22 protein-coding genes and 1 other annotated feature are annotated in these 21,286 nt (G+C 42.6%); of the genes, 21 read left to right on the top strand and 1 reads right to left on the bottom strand.

Annotated features, from left to right (window positions below):
* The first annotated feature begins 5 nt into the window (after window positions 1-5).
* From ftsZ to pyrE, 21 genes are all read left to right on the top strand, one after another.
* On the top strand, window positions 6-1,172 hold the full coding sequence (gene ftsZ, locus P5G49_RS08595) for a cell division protein FtsZ (RefSeq protein WP_301243078.1): 1,167 nt from the start codon (window positions 6-8) through the stop codon (window positions 1,170-1,172).
* Window positions 1,173-1,485: 313 nt separating this feature from the next.
* On the top strand, window positions 1,486-2,340 hold the full coding sequence (locus P5G49_RS08590; RefSeq protein ID WP_301243077.1) for a sigma-E processing peptidase SpoIIGA: 855 nt from the start codon (window positions 1,486-1,488) through the stop codon (window positions 2,338-2,340).
* Window positions 2,330-3,043, top strand: a complete 714-nt coding sequence (gene sigE / locus P5G49_RS08585) for an RNA polymerase sporulation sigma factor SigE (RefSeq protein ID WP_301243076.1) — start codon at window positions 2,330-2,332, stop codon at window positions 3,041-3,043. The genes P5G49_RS08590 and sigE overlap by 11 nt, the downstream gene beginning before the upstream one ends.
* 93 nt (window positions 3,044-3,136) lie before the next feature.
* A complete protein-coding gene (sigG, locus tag P5G49_RS08580; protein ID WP_381426999.1) occupies window positions 3,137-3,919 on the top strand; it encodes an RNA polymerase sporulation sigma factor SigG in 783 nt (260 codons plus the stop codon).
* A gap of 79 nt (window positions 3,920-3,998) precedes the next feature.
* Window positions 3,999-4,241, top strand: coding sequence for a PRC-barrel domain-containing protein (locus tag P5G49_RS08575; protein WP_301243075.1), 243 nt, complete (start codon window positions 3,999-4,001; stop codon window positions 4,239-4,241).
* Window positions 4,242-4,312: 71 nt separating this feature from the next.
* Window positions 4,313-5,008, top strand: coding sequence for a YggS family pyridoxal phosphate-dependent enzyme (locus P5G49_RS08570; RefSeq protein WP_301243074.1), 696 nt, complete (start codon window positions 4,313-4,315; stop codon window positions 5,006-5,008).
* Window positions 5,005-5,451 (top strand): cell division protein SepF, encoded by a 447-nt coding sequence (locus tag P5G49_RS08565; protein ID WP_301243073.1) that lies wholly within the window; start codon window positions 5,005-5,007, stop codon window positions 5,449-5,451. Before P5G49_RS08570 ends, P5G49_RS08565 begins: the two co-directional genes overlap by 4 nt.
* A gap of 25 nt (window positions 5,452-5,476) precedes the next feature.
* Window positions 5,477-5,767 carry a YggT family protein gene (locus P5G49_RS08560; RefSeq protein ID WP_301243072.1) on the top strand — a complete coding sequence of 97 codons (291 nt, stop codon included), beginning with the start codon at window positions 5,477-5,479 and terminating at the stop codon, window positions 5,765-5,767.
* Between the two features lie 53 nt (window positions 5,768-5,820).
* A complete protein-coding gene (locus P5G49_RS08555; protein ID WP_301243071.1) occupies window positions 5,821-6,597 on the top strand; it encodes a YlmH family RNA-binding protein in 777 nt (258 codons plus the stop codon).
* A 90-nt stretch (window positions 6,598-6,687) separates the two neighbouring features.
* Window positions 6,688-7,194, top strand: a complete 507-nt coding sequence (locus P5G49_RS08550) for a DivIVA domain-containing protein (RefSeq protein ID WP_301243070.1) — start codon at window positions 6,688-6,690, stop codon at window positions 7,192-7,194.
* 56 nt (window positions 7,195-7,250) lie between these two features.
* Window positions 7,251-7,464: a binding site (T-box leader), on the top strand.
* A 38-nt stretch (window positions 7,465-7,502) separates the two neighbouring features.
* The gene (gene ileS, locus P5G49_RS08545; RefSeq protein WP_301243069.1) at window positions 7,503-10,265 is read left to right on the top strand and encodes an isoleucine--tRNA ligase; all 2,763 of its coding nucleotides are present in this window, start codon (window positions 7,503-7,505) and stop codon (window positions 10,263-10,265) included.
* A 128-nt stretch (window positions 10,266-10,393) separates the two neighbouring features.
* On the top strand, window positions 10,394-10,870 hold the full coding sequence (gene lspA / locus P5G49_RS08540) for a signal peptidase II (protein ID WP_301243068.1): 477 nt from the start codon (window positions 10,394-10,396) through the stop codon (window positions 10,868-10,870).
* Complete coding sequence (locus tag P5G49_RS08535) at window positions 10,870-11,784, top strand: RluA family pseudouridine synthase (RefSeq protein ID WP_301243067.1); 915 nt, start codon at window positions 10,870-10,872, stop codon at window positions 11,782-11,784. Before lspA ends, P5G49_RS08535 begins: the two co-directional genes overlap by 1 nt.
* A gap of 250 nt (window positions 11,785-12,034) precedes the next feature.
* The gene (pyrR, locus tag P5G49_RS08530; protein WP_301243066.1) at window positions 12,035-12,577 is read left to right on the top strand and encodes a bifunctional pyr operon transcriptional regulator/uracil phosphoribosyltransferase PyrR; all 543 of its coding nucleotides are present in this window, start codon (window positions 12,035-12,037) and stop codon (window positions 12,575-12,577) included.
* Between the two features lie 29 nt (window positions 12,578-12,606).
* Window positions 12,607-13,902, top strand: a complete 1,296-nt coding sequence (locus P5G49_RS08525; RefSeq protein WP_301243065.1) for a uracil-xanthine permease family protein — start codon at window positions 12,607-12,609, stop codon at window positions 13,900-13,902.
* Window positions 13,903-14,054: 152 nt separating this feature from the next.
* Window positions 14,055-14,969, top strand: coding sequence for an aspartate carbamoyltransferase catalytic subunit (locus tag P5G49_RS08520; RefSeq protein ID WP_301243064.1), 915 nt, complete (start codon window positions 14,055-14,057; stop codon window positions 14,967-14,969).
* A complete protein-coding gene (locus P5G49_RS08515) occupies window positions 14,936-16,255 on the top strand; it encodes a dihydroorotase (protein ID WP_301243063.1) in 1,320 nt (439 codons plus the stop codon). Before P5G49_RS08520 ends, P5G49_RS08515 begins: the two co-directional genes overlap by 34 nt.
* A complete protein-coding gene (locus P5G49_RS08510) occupies window positions 16,252-17,028 on the top strand; it encodes a dihydroorotate dehydrogenase electron transfer subunit (protein ID WP_301243062.1) in 777 nt (258 codons plus the stop codon). The genes P5G49_RS08515 and P5G49_RS08510 overlap by 4 nt, the downstream gene beginning before the upstream one ends.
* Window positions 17,025-17,939 carry a dihydroorotate dehydrogenase gene (locus P5G49_RS08505; protein ID WP_301243061.1) on the top strand — a complete coding sequence of 305 codons (915 nt, stop codon included), beginning with the start codon at window positions 17,025-17,027 and terminating at the stop codon, window positions 17,937-17,939. The genes P5G49_RS08510 and P5G49_RS08505 overlap by 4 nt, the downstream gene beginning before the upstream one ends.
* Window positions 17,936-18,646, top strand: coding sequence for an orotidine-5'-phosphate decarboxylase (gene pyrF / locus P5G49_RS08500; RefSeq protein WP_301243060.1), 711 nt, complete (start codon window positions 17,936-17,938; stop codon window positions 18,644-18,646). Before P5G49_RS08505 ends, pyrF begins: the two co-directional genes overlap by 4 nt.
* The gene (gene pyrE / locus P5G49_RS08495; protein ID WP_435877199.1) at window positions 18,621-19,274 is read left to right on the top strand and encodes an orotate phosphoribosyltransferase; all 654 of its coding nucleotides are present in this window, start codon (window positions 18,621-18,623) and stop codon (window positions 19,272-19,274) included. The genes pyrF and pyrE overlap by 26 nt, the downstream gene beginning before the upstream one ends.
* Before the next feature lie 220 nt (window positions 19,275-19,494).
* Here pyrE and P5G49_RS08490 read toward each other — a convergent pair whose 3' ends face one another.
* Window positions 19,495-21,186, bottom strand: coding sequence for an Rqc2 family fibronectin-binding protein (locus P5G49_RS08490; protein WP_301243058.1), 1,692 nt, complete (start codon window positions 21,184-21,186; stop codon window positions 19,495-19,497).
* Window positions 21,187-21,286: the final 100 nt, after the last annotated feature.

Raw genomic sequence — 21,286 nt, 5'->3', positions numbered from 1 at the left:
AGACAATGCTGGATTTTGATACGAACGTTGATGCACTTGCAGTAATTAAGGTAATTGGTGTCGGTGGTGGAGGCAACAATGCTGTTAATCGGATGATAGAACATGGAGTGCAAGGTGTAGAATTCATTGCAGTTAACACTGATGCCCAAGCCTTGAACTTATCATTGGCTGAAGTGAAATTGCAAATTGGAGCTAAATTGACTCGCGGACTTGGTGCCGGAGCAAACCCTGAAGTAGGGAAGAAGGCAGCGGAAGAAAGCCGTGAGCAAATTGAAGAAGCTCTTCGCGGGGCTGATATGGTTTTCGTAACAGCTGGAATGGGAGGCGGAACTGGAACAGGTGCGGCTCCTGTCATCGCTCAGGTGGCAAAAGATCTTGGAGCACTGACTGTTGGTGTTGTAACACGTCCATTCACTTTTGAAGGTCGTAAGCGTCAAACACAAGCAATTGGTGGAATCGCAGCGATGAAAGAATCGGTCGATACGCTAATTGTGATTCCTAATGATAAGCTTCTCGAAATTGTCGATAAGAACACTCCAATGTTGGAAGCTTTCCGTGAAGCTGACAATGTACTTAGACAAGGGGTTCAAGGTATTTCGGATCTGATTGCAGTACCTGGACTGATCAACTTGGACTTCGCTGACGTGAAAACAATCATGTCGAATAAAGGATCTGCACTTATGGGTATCGGTATGTCCACTGGTGAAAACCGGGCTGCAGAAGCTGCTAAAAAAGCAATTTCAAGTCCACTATTGGAAACATCAATTGATGGAGCAAAAGGTGTATTGATGAATATAACAGGCGGTTCCAACCTAAGTCTATTCGAAGTTCAAGAGGCTGCAGATATTGTCGCTTCCGCTTCAGATGAAGATGTTAACATGATCTTCGGTTCCGTCATCAATGATAGTTTGAAGGATGAAATTGTTGTAACGGTAATTGCTACTGGATTCAATGAAGAACAGTTAAGCCCTTCAAAGGCGACAAGAAACCCAGGATTCGGCGCAACACGTCAACGTGAACAGCAACAACAACCTGTATCAACAATGCATTCACGTAGAGAAGAGCCACAACAACAATACCATCAACCTGAAATGTCAAGGCAACAATCAAGCAACCAACAGGATGATGCATTGGACATTCCAACATTCCTACGCAATCGTCAAAGAAGGTAATAAAATGAATATAAATTCCCCGGCCGTCCAAATGGACAAGCCGGGGATTTTTTTATTTATATCAAATTTGATTTGTGCTGGGATGCTCCAGTTGCTTGAAGTGGAGGGCGGCGACTCCTGGGGGATTAGCGGGACAGGTGAGACCCCGCAGTGTCGCGTAGCGACCGAGGAGGCTCACCGCCCGCCCCCCGGAAAGCGTCAGCCCGGAACGGAAAGCAACGGTTTTTGTCGTATTTTTACTCAAAATTCCTCCTCATTCCGACAAACATTGCAGAATTAGAGTGTTATCCTTACGTTCAAGGAGGGTGGGCTGATGTATGGCGAAATCATTATTGGCATTAATATGGTATTCAACTACGCGATTCTATCTTTCGCCAATCGAATGGCCAAGTCGCAGACAACCTCGAAGCGCCTTTTACTCGCTTCGTTCGTCGGAGCATTCCCAGTTACACTTTTCCCTAACTCCCCACTCGCAATTGTAATCGCTTTTTTGGGAATGGTCATATGTGCCTTTGGAATCTCATTTAAGGCTTGGAAAGGTCCTTCAATCCTTGTTCTCATAGGAGCTCTTTTCGCGGGAGGAGTACTAACCGTATTCACTGACAGATTCATGTTTTCCAATGCAAAGGCAACAGTCTTTGTATGTGCACTAGTAGCGTATATATCCTTATATTTATTAAAAACAAAATGGTTGGATGTAAGAACTGCCCGTCAAATGTCGTCGTATTCATTCGATTCGGTTTTATCAATTTGGGGAGGGACTACACAAATTCAAGTCTTCATTGATACAGGAAATCGATGTGTTGAACCGTTGACAGGAGAAGCTGTTCACTTCATATCATTCGAAGCTGTTGAGTCAATTATACCCAAGGAGCTTATAGAGCCTTTGCATACATGGAACACAAAAGACATGCATCAACTTTCTAAGATCCCGAAACAGTACCAAAAAAATGCACGTCTTATTCGGCTTCAAACGGTGCAGGGTGCTTCCTGGGCAGTTGGTTTTAAATTCGACCAATGGGTCATCGGGAAAGGAAGTGAGTTGCCAACAGGCTATATCGTTCTTACAAAGGAAGATAATCGTTATCCCGAAGGCGCAGCTGCCATTTTGCATGCCTCCGCATTGGAATCAATAACGGAAGAAAGGGGAACAGATCATGTGGCATAAAATGAAAAATTGGTTATCAATTATCAAAAGCTTTTTTTCAAGAAGAAAAAGTGGCACATATTATATTGGGGGACACGAATCACTGCCAAAACCTTTAACAAGAGAAGAAGAGGCTAAGGCAATTAGAGCATTTATGGAAGGTGACATGGATGCTAGAGATACGCTCATCGAAAAGAATTTAAGACTTGTCGTTTATATCGCAAGACGATTTGATAATACGAATACACATATTGAAGATTTGATTAGTATTGGCACAATTGGACTTATAAAAGCGATCGAAACATTTAAAAGCGATCGCAATATAAAATTAGCAACATATGCTTCACGTTGTATTGAAAATGAAATTTTAATGCATTTACGTAAAACAAACCGGACAAGATCGGAAATTTCCTTTGATGAACCACTTAATTCAGACGCCGACGGGAATGAATTATTGCTTTCTGATATATTGGGCACGGATGAACATATTATTATTGATGATGTAGAAAAAAAATTAGAAAGACAACATATGATTGAGGCAATTAGTACATTGGACGAAAGAGAACGATATATTATGGAATGTCGCTTCGGATTAACCGGCCATTTAGAAATGACGCAGAAGGAAGTAGCGGAATTACTGGGTATTTCGCAATCCTATATATCACGTCTTGAAAAGAAAATCATCTCGGAATTACGGGATAGATTGAATCATCCGATTGCCTAATGGTTGAAATTGGAGAATCGAATTTCGCATATTCTGCAAGACTGAGGACAAACTATTTTCTACAGTCATCTACAGAATGCGGAGGAAAAGCGAATGATGCGTACAAGAGTGGAAATTTGCGGAATCGATACGTCCAATTTGCCATTACTGACGAATGAAGTGATGAAAGAAACGTTTATCCGGCTTCAAAATGGTGACGAATCTGCAAGGGAAGAACTTGTCGTTGGGAATTTACGATTGGTACTCAGCCTTGTCCAAAGATTTGCATATAGGGGTGAACAAGCGGACGACCTTTTTCAGGTAGGTTGTATCGGTTTATTAAAGTCAATTGACAATTTCGATTTGAAACATAATGTCCGATTTTCAACGTATGCCGTACCAATGATTATTGGTGAAATCAAAAGGCATCTAAGAGATCACCACGCCATTAGGGTATCCAGATCTCTTAGAGATATCGCTTATAAAGCAATTCGAGCCAAGGAACAATTTGTAAACGATCATCAAAAAGAGCCGAGAATATCTGATTTGGCTGAGATTACAGGTATACCTGAAGACGATATATTGTTTGCTTTGGATGCAATTCAAGACCCGATGTCCCTTCATGAACCAATGAATGGTGATGGTGGCGATCCAGTCTATATTATGGATCAGTTACAAGATAAAAAAGTATCGGAAGAACGTTGGCTCACTTATGTGTCAGTTAAGGAAACAGTTTCAGGGATGACGGAAAGGCAACAATTGATTCTTTCAAAACGTTTTTATTTAGGACAGACGCAAACTGAAATAGCAAAAGAATTAGGTATCTCCCAAGCACAGATTTCTAGATTAGAGAAAAATGCAATTCAAATTATCAGAGAAGGCATGGAAAATAAATGATGACGGAAGACGCAATGCAGATGCATTGCGTTTTTTTCTTATTACTTTACGCATATCCTAATTAAAAGGAGGAATGACGATGAGATTTTCAGATTTGCAAAAAAAAGAAGTAATTGAAGTGAAAAAAGGTTCATTCTTAGGATTTGTTCAAGACGCAACAATTGATATGAAAAATGGGAAAATCGCAATTCTACAAATTGGGGGAGCGGAAAAATCGCTTTTTTTAGACTCCAAAATTAAAGATTTAAAGCAAATAAAATATGACGATGTGTTAACAATTGGAAAAGATATCGTATTAGTTGGTAAAAAGACTGATACATGAAGACTTATCATTGATATGTGAGCATTCACTTGATACAATAAAGCAAAGTAACCAGAAAAGTAGTGATTGCATTGGAAACACTTCAACAACGAATGAAAATTATAGAAGAAGAGATTCAAGCGGCCTGCACACGTTCTGGACGGAAAAGACAAGATATTACCGTTATCGCCGTAACAAAGCAAGTTTCAGCTAAAAGAGCGCAGGAAGTTATTGAAATCGGAATTACTGACCTTGGAGAAAATCGACCAGAGGGAATCCTCAATAAGCAAAAAGATATTAGTTTGGATACGATCAACTATCATTTCATCGGTAATGTCCAAAGCAGGAAAGTGAAAGACTTCATAAATAAAGTCGGTTTTCTCCATTCCCTTGATCGCATAAATATCGCTAAGGAAATCCAAAAACGGGCAACAGCTCCTGTTGAATGCTTCATACAAGTGAATGTTTCGGGAGAAGAATCTAAATCGGGTTTACATCCTGAAGAAGTGGAAGGGTTTATCCAAGAGTTGGCTGAGATTGATAAAATCCGTGTAATTGGTTTAATGACAATGGCGCCATTTACACAGGATGAGGAGTTAATCCGTTCGGTATTCCGATCATTGCGTGTCCTTCGTGACCAGATATCAGCTCTTAACTTGGAGAATGCACCATGTACCCAATTATCAATGGGAATGTCAAATGATTACACAATCGCAATTGAAGAAGGGGCAACTCATGTTAGAATCGGAACCGCTTTAGTCGGAACGGAAAGCGAGGGAGACGAATGAGTATAAAAAGAAAATTTGAAAAATGGTTCTATCTTGATGATGAAGAAGAAATCCAGCAAGAGCAACCTGTTCAAAAGCAGCCGCCTATTCAGGAACAACAGCCGAGAAAAGTTGCATCAAGAAAGCAGCAAGTGGCGGAAACACAACCACCTGGAACAGTCGTCAGTTTGCAAAGCCTACAAAAGTCATCAAAAGTTGTTCTTTTTGAACCGCGGGTTTATGCGGAAGCTCAGGATATTTCCGAACACTTGAAGAATAAAAGGGCAGTAGTTGTTAACTTGCAAAGGATTGAAAGGGACCAGGGGATACGCATTGTAGATTTCCTGAGCGGGACAGTTTACGCGCTTGGGGGAGATATTCAACGTATCGGAACCGACATCTTTTTGTGCGTGCCCGAGAACGTCGAAGTGGCAGGGACCATTTCGGATTTTTTTGAAAGATAGAACTGGATGAGGTGTAGAAGCTGATATGATACAAGCAGTTGATTTGATTTTTAGTTTAGTGTTTAAGGGAATACAACTTTACATGATACTCCTCATTATATATATTTTAATGTCATGGGTACCAGCATCAAGGGAAACTAAATTCGGCATTTTATTAGGTCGGATAACAGAGCCATATTTAGCCTTTTTCCGAAGATTCATACCGCCACTTGGAATGATTGATATTTCGCCGATCGTTGCCATATTTGTGTTGAATTATTTGATTACAAGAGGCGTATTAGAAGTTTATAGATTAATCAGGGCCTCACTAATGTGAGGTTTTTTCTATAAGGGACCATGCTCCCACCGTACAGTAAGGAGTCATACACAATGGAATCCATCATACAACATTTTAGAAAAGACGAGCAGCCCTTCATCGAAACAGTAGTTGGTTGGACGCGGGAAGTAGAGGATACATATTCTCCGAAGCTGACTGGTTTTCTTGATCCCAGACAACTATTTATTTTGAGTTCCATTGTTAGAGGTTCCGGTCTGCAATTTGCAGTACATGGTGCCTTCCTTGAACCGGAAAGGCAACGGGCTTTAATCTATCCGGATTATTACGAACCTGAAACTGATGATTTTCAAGTAACTGTTTTTTCTGTAAGGTACCCTGCGAAATTTATGACGGTTGAACATCGTGATATATTAGGATCGATTATGGCACTTGGTATCGATCGGTCAAAATTTGGTGATATCCGCTTAATGGATGGTGTCGCTCAATTTGCCGTTGCAGCAGAGATGAAAGATTATCTTGTCGCAAATTTGACGTCTATCGGCAAGTCAAAAGTCCGAGTCGAAGAAATCGCTTCTTTAGATGCCCTGATTGTAATGGCGGAATCCTGGAAAGAGGAGCTCCATACGATCAGTTCTTTAAGACTCGACACACTTGTTGCTTCTTTAGTGAATTGTCCGCGTCAAAAGGCAGTCGCACTCGTACAGAACGATAAAGTGAAAGTGAATCACGTAGTTCGTAATCAGCAGGCATTCGAAGTGAATGAATCGGACATCCTTTCGATTAGAGGATTTGGTCGTTTCAAAGTAATATCGATTGAAGGCAGAACACGAAAAGATAAAATTCGGTTATTGATAGGGAAGTTAGAATGATTTTTCAGACATCTATTTAAAAACTACTGTTTTATCTTTTATGTACATGTATAATAAGAATAAGAAGATTTTAAGGGGAGGAAACAGCTGATGGCATTATCACCGCTTGATATACATAATAAGGAATTTAGCCGTGGCTTCCGCGGGTATGATGAAGATGAGGTCAATGAATTCCTTGAACAAATCATGAAGGATTATGAAAATGTGTTAGAAGAGAATAAGGCATTAAAAAATAGTCTCAAGGAAACTAACGATCGGGTTTCCCATTTCAACTCTATAGAAGAGACTTTGCAAAAATCAATCTTAATCGCACAAGAGGCGGCAGAGGATGTACGGAGGAATTCACTCCAAGAATCTAAGCTTATTGTCAAGGAAGCAGAAAAAAATGCAGACCGCATTGTGAATGAGGCGCTCTCCCGCGCAAGAAAAATTGCGATGGAAATCGAAGACTTGAAAAAGCAATCTAAAGTATTCAGAAATCGCTTCCGAATGTTAATCGAGGCTCAACTCGACATGATTAAAACGGATGACTGGGAAAGGCTTATGGAATATAAACCCGACGCAGAACAACTTGAGGCTGCTTCAGACGTTGAATGACAAGGATGCTTGACAAACCATTTCAATCACACATATAATAATAACCATATAACTAAAAATAGGCGTTGACAGAGAGAGTACTTTCCGTATACACGTGAAGCGAGCCGGGGATGGTGGAAGCCTGGTCGATGAACGGAAATGAAAATCACTCCCGAGCCGGATTGACGAAAATCAATCCCGGACGCACCCCGTTATGGTGTTCTGAGAGGCAGTATGATTATTTATGCTGCAACTAGGGTGGTAACGCGAGAACTATACCTCGTCCCTTTTTTAGGGACGGGGTTTTTATATTTTGAGGAGGAAATTAAATGGATTACAAAGACACATTGCTAATGCCGAAAACAGAATTTCCAATGCGCGGAAATTTGCCAAATAAAGAACCGGATATGCAGGCGAAATGGGAAGAAATGAATATTTATGAAAAGGTACAAGAACGAACTAAAGGTCGACCATTCTTCGTACTTCACGACGGACCACCGTATGCAAACGGTGATCTCCATATGGGGCACGCTTTAAACAAAGTTTTGAAGGACATGATTGTTCGTCATAAATCAATGACAGGTTTCCATTCGCCATACGTACCGGGATGGGATACTCATGGTCTTCCAATCGAGCAGGCACTTGTCAATAAAGGAGTAAACCGCAAAGATCATTCCGTTGCGGAATTCCGTAAAATGTGCGAGGAATATGCCTATAGCCAAATCGATAGCCAACGCTCACAATTTAAACGGATTGGTGTCCGTGGTAACTGGGATAATCCTTATATCACTTTAAAACCGGAATTCGAATCAAAACAAATTGAAGTATTTGGCGAAATGGCGAAAAAAGGCTATATCTACAAAGGCTTGAAGCCAGTTTACTGGTCTCCTTCAAGTGAGTCTGCACTTGCTGAAGCAGAAATTGAATATAAAGATAAAAAATCACCTTCCATTTACGTCGCTTTCCCGATTAAAGATGGCAAAGGTGTAGTAGATGAAGACGTTCGTATCATTATTTGGACGACGACTCCTTGGACGATTCCTGCGAACTTGGGAATCTCGGTTCATCCGGAATTTACGTATGCAATTGTTGAAGTGGATGGAAATAAATATCTATTGGCAAAAGATCTCGTTGAATTCGTTGCCAAAGAAATTGGCTGGGAATCGTACGAAGTTGTACAGGAATTGAAAGGATCAGATTTGGATCGGGTAATTGCAAAACATCCTTTCTATGATCGTGATTCACTTGTAATGCTTGGTGAGCATGTAACCGCAGAGGCTGGAACAGGCTGTGTCCATACTGCACCAGGTCACGGTGAAGATGACTTCTATGTATCAAAACAATATGGAATTGATGCATTATCTCCGGTCAATGACAGAGGTGTCATGACAGAAGAGGCGCCAGGTTTTGAAGGCTTGTTCTATGAGGATGCGAATAAAGAAGTAACGAAAAAGTTGGATGAACTCGGAGCGCTTTTAAAACTTTCATTCATCACACACTCCTATCCACATGATTGGCGTTCCAAGAAACCAGTCATCTACCGTGCAACAGCTCAATGGTTTGCGTCCATCAATTCTTTCCGTAATGAATTGCTTGAAGCAATCCGAAATACAAAATTCACTCCATCTTGGGGTGAAACACGTCTATACAATATGGTGCGTGACCGCGGAGATTGGTGTATTTCTCGTCAACGTGTATGGGGTGTGCCGATTCCGGTATTCTATGCGGAAAATGGAGAAGCTATCATTACAGATGAAACCATTTCCAATGTATCTAAGCTATTCCGCGAACATGGTTCGAACATTTGGTTTGAACGTGAGGCAAAAGATCTTCTTCCTGAAGGTTTTGAGCACTCAGGCAGCCCGAACGGTCTCTTTACGAAAGAAACGGATATCATGGATGTTTGGTTCGATTCAGGGTCAACACATCAGGGAGTGCTTGTAGAAAGGGACGATCTCGTCTATCCTGCAGATCTTTATCTTGAGGGTAGTGACCAATACCGCGGTTGGTTCAACTCCTCATTGACTACAAGTGTTGCTATCAATGGAATTGCTCCATATAAAGGCTTGTTAAGCCACGGATTCACTTTGGATGGCGAAGGGCGCAAGATGAGTAAGTCACTTGGAAACGTAATCGTACCATCAAAAGTAATGAATCAATTAGGTGCTGATATTCTTCGTCTATGGGTATCATCTGTAGATTATACTGCAGATGTCCGTGTATCCGATTCGAACTTTAAGCAAGTATCAGAGGTATACCGTAAAATCCGGAATACTCTTCGTTTCCTACACGGTAATGTATCCGACTTCAATCCATCAGCGGATCGTGTTGCATTTGAAGATATGCGTCCGATTGACCAATATGTCTATGTGAAACTTCAAGATCTGATTAAGGAAGTATTGGAGTCGTATGAAAACTATGAGTTTGCAGGCGTTTATCATGCAGTGAATAATTTCTGTACAGGTGACTTAAGCTCATTCTATTTGGATATCGCTAAAGATGTCGTGTATATCGAAGGTGCTGATCATCCTCATCGTCGTGCGATGCAAACGGTTATGTATGATTCACTACTTGCATTATTGAAATTGTTGACACCAATCATCCCACATACTACGGATGAAATGTGGGCATTCCTTGAAAATGTCGAAGAGGAAAGCGTTCAATTGACAGATATGCCTCGGGCAGAAGACCTTGGTGATGTTGCAAATACACTTCGCGAGCGATTTGCAAAATTGATGCTTGTGCGTGATGATGTATTGAAGGCTCTTGAGGAAGCCCGTAACGCGAAAGTAATCGGGAAATCACTTGAAGCTAAAGTGACCGTTGCATTGCATGAGAAATTGACTGGTGTATTAGCGGCGGATGATATCGATTTTGCTCAGTTCTTTATTGTTTCCAAGTTCGTGGAAAGTAAAGAAGGAGAAATGCAGGCGGATGCACTTAAACTTGATGCTGCAACAGTCCTTGTTGAAAAAGCGGACGGTGAGAAATGTGATCGTTGCTGGACAATTTCGGAAACTGTCGGCAATGACGCTGAACATCCAGAGTTATGTACCCGTTGCGCTGATGTTGTAAAGAAATACTATTCATAAGCAATTTGGTTAAGGCTGTTTGTAACAGTGGCTGAATGCCATCGTTACGAACAGCCTTTTCTTAGATTGTATGAAGACGATGCTTTTATGGTAAAATGGTACGGAAACTGTCGGACGGGGGTTTTGGAATGATCATTTATTACGGGATAGCAATTATTTTAATACTGTTAGATCAGCTGACAAAATGGCTTGTTGTACAAAATATGACTTTAGGTGAAAGAATTCCCATTTTGGACCCTTACCTTGCACTCCTATCTCATCGCAACAAAGGAGCGGCTTGGGGAATGTTAGAAGGGCAAATGTGGCTCTTTTACGTTGTTACAATAGTGGTCGTCGGTGGTATTATTTATTTTTTCCACAAGGAAAGCAAAGGACATCCCTTGCTTAGTATCAGTTTAATGTTTTTATTGGGTGGGGCACTTGGCAACTTCATCGATCGATTATGGCGTAAAGAAGTCGTCGATTTCGTCGATGTACTCATCCCGGTCATCGATTATGATTTTCCTATATTTAATGCGGCAGACGCTGCACTAACAGTAGGTGTAATTCTGATGATCATTCACGTTATCCAAGATGAAAAAAAGAATAAGAAAAAGGTGACATAATGGAACCGATTGAAATTGTAATAACAGAAGAGCTTGAAAAAGGTCGAATCGATAAAGTACTTTCGACATACAATCCAGAATGGTCTCGGACACAGATTCAGCAATGGGTTAAAGATGGGGCAGTGCTTGTGAACGAAGAACAAGTTAAGCCGAATTATAAGGTTAAAACAGGGGATATCATTGAAGTGGTAGAGCCTGAGTTGGAAGAACTTGATATCGTGGCGGAAAATCTTGATTTGGAAATCGTTTACGAAGACAGCGATGTCCTTGTTGTCAATAAACCGAGGGGTATGGTCGTACATCCTGCGCCAGGTCATAATGGCGGTACGCTCGTAAACGGGCTGATGCATCAAGTTAAAGACCTTTCGGGGATTAATGGGGTTATGCGCCCTGGTATCGTTCATAGAATCGACAAGGATACCTCGGGTTTATTGATGGTCGCAAAAAATGACCAGGCACATGTATCCCTTGTCAATCAGCTTGTCGATAAATCCGTTACACGTGTTTATACGGCACTTGTGCACGGCCATATTCCACATGACCAAGGGACGATTGATGCGCCTATCGGAAGGGATCCGAAGGACCGTCAAAGTATGACGATTATAGATAAAGGTAAGGACGCGGTTACACACTTCAAAGTGCTTGAACGTTTCGGGAACTTCACATTAGTCGAATGTAGGTTGGAAACGGGTAGAACTCATCAAATCCGCGTGCATATGAAGTATATAGGGCATCCGCTTGCAGGCGATCCCAAATACGGTCCGAAGAAAACGATCGAGTTCAATGGACAAGTTTTACATGCTGGAACAATCGGCTTTAAACATCCTCGAACTGGCGAATATCTTGAGTTTACACAACCATTGCCTGAAGACTTCCAACGCTTGCTTGAAAAAATGCGAAACGAAAAACATTGACAAAGTATTTCTATGAGTCTATACTGAACAAAGAAATTGAATAGCGATACCTTTAATAACAGTCCAGAGAGGCTGGGAAGGTTGCACGGAAAGTATTTATGAACAGCTGCGCGCTGTCCCTAAATACGCTTATTTCTGCACGTAAACCTCCCGCCATAAAGGCCGGGAGGTTTTTTTTATCTAGCGCCTGCAGCTGGATATATGCAGATAGTGCGACAGAGCCGTAGATTAAATCATAGGAGGAGTTTTTATGACGGAAAAAGCGATCATTCTTGACGAACAGGCAATATCACGTGCGGTGACTAGAATCGCATATGAAATCATCGAAAAAAACAAAGGGATTGATGGTTGTATCCTTGTAGGCATCAAAACAAGAGGAGCAGTTCTTGCGAAACGTCTTGCAGAAAGGATCAAGCAAATAGAAGGAAAACCAATCTTGACTGGTGAGTTAGATATAACTCTTTATAGAGACGATCTTCAACATAAACATGGTAACCATGAACCTCTTGTCCACCAAGTCGACATTGAACACGATGTAACGGAAAAGAAAGTGATTCTTGTTGACGATGTGCTTTACACAGGAAGAACGGTGAGAGCGGCGATGGATGCAGTTATCGATTTAGGTAGACCTGCGGCAATTCAGCTTGCAGTACTTGTTGACAGAGGACACCGGGAATTGCCAATCCGACCGGATTTTGTCGGTAAAAACATTCCGACATCGAATGAAGAGCGGGTAGTCGTCAATGTCGTTGAAGAAGATGGCTCGGACGGCGTAACGATTCATGCAAAATAAAGAAAAATCCGGATAGGAACAGGTGAGAAATGATGAATGACAACAAAGTGTTAGATGTACTTGATAAACCAGATGCCGGTAAATGGCTCGCCCTTAGTTTGCAGCATATGTTTGCAATGTTTGGAGCAACAATCCTTGTTCCGCAATTAGTCGGCTTAAGCCCAGCAATTGCGTTACTCACAAGCGGACTTGCGACAATCGTCTTCGTCCTTGTCACACGGTTCAAAGTTCCGGCTTACCTGGGTTCATCTTTCGCTTTCATTGCGCCGATCATTGCTGCTACAGAAAATGGCGGAATCGGAAGCGCGATGATTGGAAGCATGTTTGTCGCCCTCGTGTATGCACTCGTATCTTTATTGGTCTGGACGACTGGCCCCGAGTGGATTATGAAATTCCTTCCGCCAGTAGTAGTCGGACCAGTAATCATGGTAATCGGATTAGCTTTGGCACCGACGGCGGTGAGCATGGCGAGTACAATCCAAGTGGATGGTGTAGCGGAATATAATCTCTTGCATTTCTCGGCAGCGATTGTCACATTGGCATCAGCCATCATCTGCCTCATGTTCTTTAGGGGAGTGATCAGCCTCATGCCTGTCCTGATTGGAATAGTCGTAGGTTACATATACTCTGCGGCAATCGGAATATTGGACTTCACCAAAGTGCATGAAGCTGATTGGTTTGCAATTCCGGAATTCCTAATTCCTGGAATAGATTATGACTTTGTCGTTACTCCAACATTGCTTGCAATCATGGTTCCAATATCAATCGTTACAATTTCGGAGCATATAGGTCACCAACTTGTACTTGGCCGCGTCGTCAATAAAGATTTTATTAGAGACCCTGGTTTGAACAGGTCATTACTTGGAGACGGGTTAGGAACACTCCTGAGCGGATTCCTTGGCGGTCCACCGAAAACTACTTACGGTGAAAACATCGGGGTTATGGCAATTACACGTGTCTATAGCATCTACGTCATTATTGGCGCGGCGGTATTCGCGATTGTGTTCTCTTTCATCGGCAAACTGATGGCGGTCATCGCAACGATTCCGACCGCGGTGCTTGGTGGGATATCGATTCTACTGTTTGGGATCATCGCTTCATCAGGATTAAGGATGCTCGTTGATCACAAAGTGGATTTTGGACAGCAACGAAATCTCGTTATCGCCTCGGTTATTCTCGTAATCGGAATCGGAGGCGCTTCCATCCAATTCAGTGATACATTCCAAGTCGAAGGAATGGCGCTTGCTGCAATCATCGGCGTGTTCCTCAACATGGTATTGCCAGGCAGGTCGAATGATAGTTTAGCTGATAGTAAAACAGAATAGAAAGACCTTTTAAAATTGTACTGAGAGACAAGGAAAGGTTCAGTAGACTGATAGTCATTCAAACTGGATGACGATTGTTCAGTCATGCCCACTGGCCTTTCCATTTAACGGAAAGGCCATTTTTTTATCCAAAACGGAAGGGGATTTTCAACATGAAAAACCTATTATCAATGAAAGATCTAACAATCGACGAAATTTCAGCTATTTTGGATCGTGCCGCAATGTTAAAAAGATATGGAATCCGCGCATTACCTCAAAAATATATGGTTAGCAATCTCTTCTTTGAGCCAAGCACACGAACAAAAATGAGTTTTGAAGTGGCGGAAAAGAAATTGGGTCTTGAAACGATTCCTTTTGAAGCTGGTTCTTCAAGTGCGGTAAAAGGGGAGACGTTGTACGACACGCTTCGCACTCTTGAAGAAATCGGGTTGGATGCAGTCGTCATCAGACACCCGGAAGAGCGTTATTATGAGGACCTCGTCGGAAAAATGAAAATGGCGATCATCAACGGCGGTGATGGCTCAGGACAACATCCAACACAATCCTTGCTTGACTTGTACACGATAAAAGAAACGCTCGGCGGTTTCAAAGGGCTCAATGTGCTTATCGCTGGTGACATTTCCCATAGCCGAGTAGCCAAGTCAAATGCGGATGCTCTTACAAAGTTAGGGGCGAATGTGAAATTTCTATGCCCTCCCGAGTGGGCAGGAGATTTTCCGTACGTGAGTGACTGGGAAGAAGTGATCTACACAAGCGATGTCGTCATGCTTCTAAGAGTCCAGCATGAAAGACATGATGGCAAAATGAGATTTACAAAGGAAGAATACCACGAGAAATACGGTCTAACAGTTGAACGGGAAAGGGAAATGAAGCCTGGATCGATCATCATGCATCCTGCACCGGTTAACCGGGACGTAGAAATAGCAGGAAGCCTTGTGGAATGCAGCCGATCAATGATTTACAAGCAAGTTGAAAATGGTGTTTATATACGTGCGGCTATCTTAGAAACGATTTTACAAAAGGAGGAATTGGCATGGGAAAGATCATCAAGAGTGCATATGTTTTGAACGACGAAGGTGAAAAGGTTTTAGTCGATGTCAGAATTGATAGGGACCGGATAACTGAAATTGGCACCGATTTGGATACTGGTGATTCTGAAGTGATTGACGGCAAAGGACTGTTGCTTGCACCGGGTTTCATCGATGTCCATGTCCACTTACGCGAACCTGGCGGCGAACATAAAGAGACAATTGAAACAGGAACTCTTGCGGCAGCTAAAGGCGGCTATACGACAATCTGTGCGATGCCGAATACACGACCGGTTCCAGATACAAAAGAAAACTTATCCTTGGTCAATAAATTAATCGACGAAAAAGCACATATACGTGTTCTCCCTTACGCTTCCATTACGATTCGGGAAGCCGGAAAAGAACGGACGAATATGAAAGAATTGAAGGAGAACGGTGCATTCGCATTCACAGATGACGGCGTCGGCATCCAGCAAGCGGGAATGATGTTTGAAGCGATGCAGGACGCGGCGGAAATCGGAATGGCAATCGTTGCACATTGTGAAGACAATACATTAATATACGGCGGAGCAATGCATGAAGGGAAACGGAATAAAGAACTTGGACTTCCGGGAATCCCTTCAGTTGCGGAATCGGTTCATATCGCCCGCGATATTCTACTTGCAGAAGCTGCCGGTGCCCATTACCATGTTTGTCACGTCAGCACGAAAGAATCTGTACGGGTAATCCGTGATGCGAAAAAAGCGGGAGTTCATGTAACTGCTGAAGTGAGCCCGCACCATCTGATTTTATCGGAAGATGATATACCTGGTGACGACGCTGATTGGAAGATGAATCCACCACTTCGCGGAGTAGAGGATCTGCTTGCATTGCAAGAAGGGTTGATGGATGGCACACTCGACTTCATCGCAACTGATCACGCACCGCATACAGCAGAGGAAAAAAATGCTGGTTTCGCCAAAGCGCCTTTCGGGATTACAGGATTTGAAACGGCATTCCCACTTCTTTACACGCACTTTGTGAAAGAAGAAAAATGGACATTGAAGCAATTGGTTGATTGGATGACAATCAAGCCCGCTACTGTATTCGGTCTTCCATACGGAAAAATTGAAGTCGGTGCGCAAGCGGATCTTGTGCTTCTGGACTTGAATAAAGAACAAGTAATCGACCGTAATACGTTTTTATCCCAAGGGAAGAATACGCCTTTCGACGGCTGGAACTGTGCCGGATGGCCTGTAACAACAATCTATGGGGGGAACATCGTTTGGCAGGATAGTGAAGGAAGCACTCCAGAGAATATGTCAAATCAGCAGGTGATAGTATGATCATCCAAGATAGGATGAGAGTGACAGGACAACAGGAAATCGCAAAGAATATATTTGAAATGAAGTTAACTGGCAAGCTTGTAGGGGAAATTAGTTCCCCTGGCCAGTTTGTCCATATACGAGTATCGGATTCATTTGAACCTTTGTTAAGAAGACCGATCTCCATCGCATCCATTGATAAAGAAAAGAATGAAATGACAATCATCTATCGCGCTGAAGGTAGAGGTACCACAATGCTTTCCCTGAAAAGGGAAGATGAGGAAGTGGATGTGCTTGGTCCATTGGGCAACGGATTTCCAGTAAATGCAACAGCATCAGGCGAGACCGCTATTCTGATTGGTGGCGGGATTGGGGTACCTCCGTTATATGAGCTGTCAAAACAATTGACTGCGAACGGTGTAAAATGCATTCATATTTTCGGCTTTCAAACTTCAGATGTTTCCTTTTACGAAGAAGAGTTCACAAGATTGGGCGAAACATATATCGCGACAGTTGATGGTTCAAAAGGAACTGAAGGGTTTGTCACTGATGTCATGAAGAAAATCGGCGATGAATTTTCTACATATTATAGCTGCGGCCCAATGCCGATGTTGAATGCTGTACAAACAACTTATGCCGGAAAGAAAGGCTTCCTTTCATTTGAACAACGGATGGGGTGCGGAATTGGGGCTTGCTTCGCATGTGTTTGTCAAACAACCGAGGGAACAGAAAAACCTTACGTCAAAGTATGTTCAGACGGACCAGTATTTTTAGCAGGGGTGGTGTCGATATGAATAGATTAAAAGTTGAATTGCCTGGCTTGCAGTTGAAAAATCCGATCATGCCGGCATCAGGTTGTTTTGGATTTGGCAAGGAATACGGGAATTTGTATGACTTATCGCTTCTTGGCGCAATCATGATCAAAGCGACAACGCTTGAAACGCGTTTCGGTAATCCGACACCTCGTGTCGCAGAGACAGCATCCGGCATGTTGAATGCGATTGGTCTGCAAAATCCCGGCTTACAAAGTGTAATGGAAAATGAATTGCCTTGGTTAGAACAGTTTGATGTTCCAATCATTGCGAATGTAGCTGGAACTGAAACAGCTGACTATGTAGAAGTGGCGAAAACAATTTCAACTGCTCCGAATGTGAAAGCGTTGGAACTGAATATTTCATGTCCGAACGTAAAATGCGGCGGAATCACTTTTGGAACGGATCCTCAGCAAGCGCATGATTTGACGGCTGCTGTTAAAGAAGTTTCCGAGGTGCCTGTGTACGTAAAGCTTTCCCCGAACGTTACTGACATTAAAGAAATTGCGAAGGCAGTTGAAGCAGGCGGCGCAGATGGAATTACGATGATCAACACACTTGTCGGCATGAGACTTGACCAAAAGACGGGACGTCCGATCATCGCGAATATTACAGGCGGTTTATCAGGACCAGCAGTCAAGCCGGTTGCGATTAAGATGGTATACGAAGTAAGCCAAGTAGTTTCGATTCCGATCATCGGAATGGGCGGCGTCGCGGAAACAGCAGATGTCATTGATTTCTTATCAGCAGGGGCAAGTGCTGTAGCTGTTGGAACTGCAAACTTTGTAGATCCATTCATATGCCCTAAGATCATCGAAGAGCTTCCAGCTAAATTGGATGAATTAGGCGTTGATCATATTTCAGAGCTTGTCGGAAGGAGCCACCGATTATGAAAACATCCCCAATTATCGCATTGGATTTCGATTCATCCAAGAAGGTTTTCAATTTTTTAGAACCATTTGAAGGCGGCATCAATGTAAAAGTTGGCATGCAGCTTTATTACAAAGAAGGACCGGCAATTGTTGCGAAATTGAAGGAGCTTGGATATGACGTGTTCCTTGATTTGAAATTGCATGATATTCCGAATACTGTCATGTCAGCAATGGAAGTGTTGGCTACTTTAGGCGCGGATATGGTGAATGTCCATGCGGCTGGCGGAAGATCGATGATGGAGGCAGCACTTGAAGGTCTTGATAAAGGGACGGCTACAGGAAAGAAGCGCCCTTCGATTATTGGTGTTACGCAACTTACATCGACTGATGAGCAGCAAGTCAGGGATGAGCAACTTATTCGAGCATCACTTCAGGAATCCGTCCTTCATTATGCGCAACTTACGAAAGACGCGGGACTTGATGGGGTCGTTTGCTCCGTTCATGAGGCGGCAATCATTTCAGAAGTTTGCGGACCTGAATTCTTGAAGGTTACTCCTGGGATCCGTATGTTGGGCGGCGATGTCCAAGACCAGAAAAGGATTGCAACTCCTGAGGAATCGAGAAAAGAAGGATCGACTCATATCGTAGTCGGAAGAGCGATAACAGGAGCAACGGATCCACGTGCGGCTTATGAGGAAATTAATGCTTTATGGAAAGGGATGGAGTAAATTGGGTAAAAAAGAAATCGCAGAAATACTATTGAATGTCGGAGCTGTGGAACTAAGTCCAGAAGATCCATTCACTTGGGCATCAGGCATACAGTCCCCAATCTATTGTGATAACCGTTTGACGATGTCTGACCCAGTGGGCCGTAAGCAAATCGCTGAAGGTCTTGCCGGGTTGATCAAAGAACATTACCCAGAAACTACACTCATCGCTGGAACTGCAACCGCAGGAATTCCACATGCTGCTTGGGTGGCTGACATTTTAGGATTACCTATGGTCTATATCCGTTCAAAAGCAAAAGGTCACGGTCGAAGCCGTCAAATTGAAGGTAAACTGAAGCCTGAAGATAAAGCGATCATCATCGAAGACTTGATTTCCACAGGCGGAAGCAGCCTGAATGCAGTAGAAGCCCTTCGCTCAGAAGATGTTGAGGTTACGGGCGTTGTTTCAATCTTTACATACGAACTCGAAAGTGCCGATAAGGCATTTGAAGAAGCAGCGTTAACATACCACAGCCTAACGAATTTCGGTGCCTTGACAGAAGCCGCAAAAGACGCCGGATCTATTAACGAAGAATCCATTAGTGATTTGCTTGAATGGCATGGGAAATTAAAGACCGGGGCACTGTAAGGGATTGTAAAGGTACCTGTGCAGCGAACTATTCAGTCAATACACTGCAATTGTATAAATATACAATAAGATTGCTTGGTGTATTGGTGTTTTGAGCTGAAGTCGTGCATGTTTATTCAAATTGTTTGAATCATCTTGAATGTTTCGTGCACAGGTACCGAAAAAAAGGTATCGAAAAAAGGATTGCCATCATTTTTACACATGACGGCGATCCTTTTTTTCATTTCTTCAATCTACGCACAACATCCTCATCTGGAGTAACGTACAACGTCTTCTGTTCAAAATAAATAACAAACCCGGGTTTTGCGCCATTTGGCTTCTTAACATGCCTAATTTCAGTGAAGTCAACAGGAACGGAGGATGAGCCTCTTGCTTTACTAAAGTAAGCTGAAAGAATCGCTGCTTCTTGAATCGTTTCCTCATCCGGGTCTGTCGAGTGGATGACAACATGTGATCCGGGAATGTCTTTTGTATGCAGCCAAACATGATCCCTTGCAGCAATCTTGAACGTCAAATAATCATTCTGTTTATTGTTCTTACCAACTGAAATCGGAATCCCTGATGAGGAAACATAGGCTTCAGGAGAAGGTTTTTTCGGCTTTTGTTTTTTCTTGCCTTTCCTTGCCTTCATCAATCCCGCTTCCGCCAATTCCTCTCGAATCTCATCGATATCTTCCGGAGAAGCTTGCATGACCTGCTGCTTGATCATTTCAAAATACTCGATGTCTTCTTGCGCCTTCGTCAATTGATCCGCAATCATGATCAAAGCATTTTTTGCCTTCGTATAACGGGAGTAATAACGCTGTGCGTTCTCGATAGGTGTCTTTCTTGCATCAAGTGGAATGGTGACTGTCGTTCCTTCCTCATAATAGTTGTCGACAACAGCCTCAGTATCACCTTTTTGAATGGCATAGCTATTCGCCGTCAACAATTCACCATATAATTGGAAGGTATCCAACTTTTCGGCAGCTTTCTGCTCCTTGCCCAATTTGTCCATCTTTAATTTCAACTTTGCTATTTCGTTATCAAGCCAACGTTCCAAATCAGCCGCTTGCGATTTCACACGTTCTCGTTCAGCCCGTGCAAAATAAACCTTATCAAGTAATTCGCCAAGTGTCCCAAACGTCGCAACGATTTTATCAGCATACGTCAATGTTGTTGCCGAAAAAATCGTCTTATTCCCAACCTCTGCAATAGTTGGTGATTGAGAAGCCCCTTTGAATGAAGAAAGGAAAGTCTTATAGATTTGATAAGCTTCTTCCTCGCGAATCCCTTTCAAACGGTGCAATAGCTCTTCACCATGTATCGGGGAGAAACCTGAAAGTTTACCAACAATCTGTTTGGCATTCTCCCATTCTGGTAATAATGAAAGAAACTCTTTCTTGTCCAACTCAAAAGGATCCAGCTTCTCTTGTGGCGGTGCCGGAACATAGGGCTGTCCAGGCAATACCGTTCTATAACTATTTACAGAAGGCGGAAGATGCTTCAAACTGTCGATGATCATATTTCGCTCGGGGTCAATCAATAGTAAATTACTATGCCGCCCCATAACTTCTACGATCAACTCGCGGTGGATATCATCCCCGATTTCATTTTTTGCCTTTATATCAAAAGATATGATACGATCATTGCCTGACTGCTTGATCGATTGAATCACACCGCCTTCAAGATGCTTCCTCAGCACCATGCAAAACATAGGTGGTTCCGCGGGATTCGCAATCGTTTCATCAGTCAATTGAACCCGTGAGTACGATGGATGGGCTGAAATGAGCAGCTTGTAATTATTTCTTCCAGCCCGCACCATCAAAACAACTTCTTGAGCATTTGGCTGATGTATTTTCGATATACGTCCATCTTTAATTTGTTGCAGCTCCGTAACTATCGCTGCGGTGAATAAACCGTCAAATGCCATGATAATTCCTCTTTCAAACGTTTTGTTCCATTTTAGCACTCCACGGGTAACTTATGTTATAATATGATGAGATTCTTTTACCGTTTTGAACAAAATTCTA

The organism is Sporosarcina highlanderae (assembly GCF_030433715.1).
GTDB classification, from domain to species: Bacteria; Bacillota; Bacilli; order Bacillales_A; family Planococcaceae; genus Sporosarcina; species Sporosarcina highlanderae.
Note: the sequence above shows the minus strand (reverse complement) of the source record. Positions and strands in the feature narration are given on the sequence as shown.